The sequence below is a fragment of the Paracoccus sp. L-17 genome, from assembly GCF_056857655.1.
Map to the genome: position 1 here is coordinate 1 of NZ_JBSXNM010000004.1, position 4,097 is coordinate 4,097.

The 4,097-nt window shown below is 70.1% G+C and carries 3 protein-coding genes; all 3 read left to right on the top strand.

Annotation, left to right across the window (positions count from 1 at the left end; translation table 11 throughout):
• Positions 1-16 precede the first annotated feature (16 nt).
• The 3 genes from xsc to AC13CR_RS00035 all read left to right on the top strand — a co-directional run bounded on the left by xsc (position 17) and on the right by AC13CR_RS00035 (position 4,081).
• Entirely contained in the window at positions 17-1,795 is a 1,779-nt protein-coding gene (xsc, locus tag AC13CR_RS00025; RefSeq protein ID WP_482900254.1) for a sulfoacetaldehyde acetyltransferase, read from the top strand.
• 140 nt (positions 1,796-1,935) lie between these two features.
• Positions 1,936-2,910 carry a YeiH family protein gene (locus tag AC13CR_RS00030; RefSeq protein ID WP_292954211.1) on the top strand — a complete coding sequence of 325 codons (975 nt, stop codon included), beginning with the start codon at positions 1,936-1,938 and terminating at the stop codon, positions 2,908-2,910.
• Between the two features lie 187 nt (positions 2,911-3,097).
• Complete coding sequence (locus AC13CR_RS00035) at positions 3,098-4,081, top strand: phosphate acetyltransferase (protein WP_292954208.1); 984 nt, start codon at positions 3,098-3,100, stop codon at positions 4,079-4,081.
• Positions 4,082-4,097: the final 16 nt, after the last annotated feature.

A 4,097-nucleotide genomic window follows, 5' to 3' on the forward strand; every position in this document is an offset into this window, starting at 1 on the left:
AAGGGAGTTTTGAGCCATGAGGATGACGACTGAAGAGGCGTTTGTCAAGGTTTTGCAGTTGCATGGGATCGAGCATGCTTTTGGGATCATCGGTTCTGCGATGATGCCTGTGAGCGATCTTTTTCCGCGGGCCGGGATCACCTTCTGGGATTGCGCGCACGAGACGAATGCGGGTCTGATGGCGGACGGGTTCACGCGCTCGACGGGCAGGATGTCGATGGCGATCGCGCAGAACGGTCCGGGGGTGACGGGTTTTGCGACGCCGGTGAAGACGGCCTACTGGAACCACACGCCGCTGCTGCTGGTGACGCCGCAGGCGGCGAACAAGACCATCGGGCAGGGCGGTTTCCAGGAGATGGAGCAGATGCGGCTGTTTGCCGACTGCGTCTGTTACCAGGAGGAGGTGCGCGATCCCTCGCGCATCCCCGAGGTGCTGAACCGGGTGATCATGCAGGCCTGGCGCAATTCGGCGCCGGCGCAGATGAACATCCCGCGCGATTTCTGGACCCAGGTGATCGACGTCGATCTGCCGCAGGTGGTGGCGTTCGAACGTCCCGCGGGCGGGGAACGGGCGGTCGGCGAGGCCGCGGCGCTGCTGAGCGCGGCCCGGTTCCCGGTGATCCTGTCGGGGGCGGGCGTGGTCCTGTCGGGGGCGATCCCCGACCTGGTCAGGCTGGCCGAGCGTCTGGATGCGCCGGTCTGTTCCAACTACCAGCACAATGACAGCTTCCCCGGTTCGCACCCGCTGGCGCTTGGCCCGCTGGGCTATAACGGCTCCAAGGCGGGGATGGAGATCATCGCCAAGGCCGATGTGGTGCTGGCGCTTGGCACCCGGCTGAACCCGTTCTCGACGCTGCCGGGCTACGGCATCGATTACTGGCCGAAGGATGCGAAGATCATCCAGGTCGACATCAATGCCGACCGGATCGGTCTGACCAAGAAGGTGACGGTGGGCATCCAGGGCGACGCGGGCAAGGTGGCGCGCGGGATCCTGGCGCAGCTTGCGGATGATGCGGGCGATGCCGGCCGGCAGGAGCGCCGCGATCTGGTGGCGCAGACGAAATCCCGCTGGGCGCAGGAATTGTCGAGCCTGGATCACGAGGATGACGATCCGGGCACCGAATGGAACGCGGGCGCGCGCCGCCGCGACGCCGACCTGATGAGCCCGCGTCAGGCCTGGCGGGCGATCATGCAGGCGATGCCGCAGGATGCGATCGTCAGTTCCGACATCGGCAACAACTGCGCCATCGGCAATGCCTATCCGACCTTCGAGGCGGGCCGCAAATACCTGGCGCCGGGCCTGTTCGGTCCCTGCGGCTACGGCTTTCCGGCGATCCTGGGCGCCAAGATCGGCAATCCGGACGTGCCGGTGATCGGCTTTGCCGGCGACGGCGCCTTCGGGATTTCCATGAACGAGATGACCGCCTGCGGCCGCGACGACTGGCCGGCGATCACCATGGTGATCTTCCGCAACTACCAATGGGGCGCGGAAAAGCGCAACACGACGCTGTGGTATGACAACAACTTCGTGGGCACCGAACTGGACCGCGACACCTCCTATGCCGGGATCGCCCAGGCCTGCGGCGTGACCGGCGTGCAGGTGAAAAGCCAGGAGGACCTGACCCGGGCGCTGCACGAGGCGGTCGAGGCGCAGATGCGGGGCGAGACGACCTTCATCGAGGTGATCCTGAACCAGGAACTGGGCGAGCCCTTCCGCCGCGACGCGATGAAGAAGCCGGTGCCGGTGGCCGGCATCGACGCCGCCGACATGCGCCCGCAGAAGGGTGCGGCCTGATCCCGACGACCCGGCCCGGCCCGTCGGCGCCGGGCCGGTCACGCCTTGCCTTGCCTTGCCTTGCCTTGCAGGAGAAGATCATGACCTCGCTTGCCGCGCGGCTCTCGACCCGCCTGGGCGGGGGCGATGCGCTGCGCCCGATGTTTCCGGGCTTTGCCGTTTCGGTCCTCGTCGCCGTCACCGCGCAGTTCCTGTCCGACCGTTACGGCGCGCCGGCCATGCTGCTGGCGCTGCTTCTGGGCCTGGCGCTGAACTTCCTGGCCGATGAGGGCACGCGGACGGCGCCGGGGATCGGCTTCACCGCGCGCACGGTGCTGCGGCTGGGGGTGGCGCTGCTGGGGGCGCGGATCAGCGTCGAGATGCTGGCGGCGCTTGGCGGGCCGGCCATCGCGCTGGTCGTGGCGGGGGTGATCCTGACCATCGGCTTCGCGCTCATCGCCAGCCGCTTCGTCGGGCGCAGCTGGCGCTTTGCGCTGCTGACCGGGGGCTCGGTGGCGATCTGCGGGGCCTCGGCGGCGATGGCCATCGCGGCGGTGCTGCCGCGCCACGAGAAATCCGAACGCGACCTGGTCTTCACGGTGCTTTGCGTGACCGTGCTGTCGACGGTGGCGATGATCCTCTATCCGATGCTGGCGCAGCTGTTCCAGTTCGGCGCCCGCGATTCGGGCGTCTTCCTGGGCGGCACGATCCATGACGTGGCGCAGGTGGTCGGCGCCGGCTTTTCCATCGGCCCCGAGGCCGGCGAGACCGCGACCCTGGTCAAGCTGATCCGGGTGTCGATGCTGGCGCCGGTGGTGCTGTGCTTTTCGCTGGTGATCCGGCAGAAGGGCCTGGCCGAACTGTCCGAGGGCCGGCGCCCGCCGCTGCTGCCGGGCTTCGTGGTGGGCTTTCTGGTGCTGGCGGCGCTGAACTCGCTGGGCCTGATCCCGCAGGTCCTGGCCGACGGGGCCGGCGCGCTCAGCCGCTGGGCGCTCTTGATCGCGATCGCGGCGGTCGGCATCAAGACCTCGCTGAAACGCATGTTCGAGGTCGGCCCCGGCGCCATCGCGCTGATGGTCGCGGAGACCGTCTTCCTGGGCGTCTTCATCGTCTCCGGCCTGCACTGGATCGCCTGAGCATGCGCGCCGCCCCCCGCCCTGCCGCCCCCCGCCCTGCCGCCGCCCGTCCCGCCGCCCCCCGCCCCGCCTTTGCCGCCCCCCGCCCCGCCCGGGTCGTCCGGTATCCCGGGGCAGTCCGCAGGGCCGGGGGCAGCGTCCCCCCCGCGCCGGTTGCCCCGGCCCCGCCGCCGGAAGGATCAGGCCGATGACCGATGCCGCCAAGACCGACGCCACGCCGCCGCTTCTCGACCGCCTGCGCGCGGCCGCCCGCGCCCGGCCCCGCCACATCATCCTGCCCGAGGGCCATGACCCCCGCGTGGCCGAGGCCGCCCTTCGCCTCACCGAGGCGGGGCTGGCCCGGATCACGCTGATGAACGGGCCCGGGATTGCCGGCGTCACCGCGCTGGACCCGGCCGCGGCGCCGGACCTGGTCGAATTGTCGACCCATTGGCACCGGATGCGGGCCGCGAAAGGCATGACCGCCGAACGCGCGCTGGCCGAGATGCGCGACCCGATCCGGCAGGCGGCGATGCGGGTGCGCCTGGGCCAGGCCGACGGCACCCTGGGCGGCGCGGTCGCCACCACCGCCGAGACGGTGCGCGCGGCGCTGCAGATCATCGGCCGGGCCCCCGACGCGGCCATCGTGTCCAGCTTCTTCCTGATGATCCCGCCCGCGGAAACGGCGGCGCCGGATGCGATGATCTTCGCCGATTGCGGCCTCGTCATCGCCCCCGATGCCACCGGACTGGCCGCCATCGCCCGCGCCTCGGCCCGGTCCTGCCGGCAGCTGCTGGGCCAGGCCCCGCGGGTGGCGCTGCTGTCCTTCTCGACCGCCGGCTCGGCCGAACATGACAGCCTGGAGCGGATCCGCGAGGCGCTGGCGCTGGTCCGCGCGGCCGAACCGGACCTGGAAATCGACGGCGAGATGCAGTTCGACGCCGCCCTCGACCCCGCAATCCGCGCCCGCAAGGCCCCGAAAAGCCGCCTGACCGGCCCGGCCAATGTCGTCGTCTTCCCCGACCTCGCCTCGGGCAATATCGGCTACAAGATCGCCCAGCGCCTCGGCCGCTGCCACGCCATCGGCCCCATCCTCCAGGGCCTCGCCAGCCCCGCCAACGACCTCTCCCGGGGGTGCACCCCCGAAGACATCGTCAACGCAGCAATCATAACAAGCCTCACCGCAAAATGATCGCCGAAAACCCGAT

Coding starts and splice junctions, on each gene's coding strand:
- AC13CR_RS00035 (WP_292954208.1), top strand. CDS start 3,098: ATGACCGATGCCGCCAAGACCGACGCCACGCCGCCGCTTCTCGACCGC.
- xsc (WP_482900254.1), top strand. CDS start 17: ATGAGGATGACGACTGAAGAGGCGTTTGTCAAGGTTTTGCAGTTGCAT.
- AC13CR_RS00030 (WP_292954211.1), top strand. CDS start 1,936: ATGTTTCCGGGCTTTGCCGTTTCGGTCCTCGTCGCCGTCACCGCGCAG.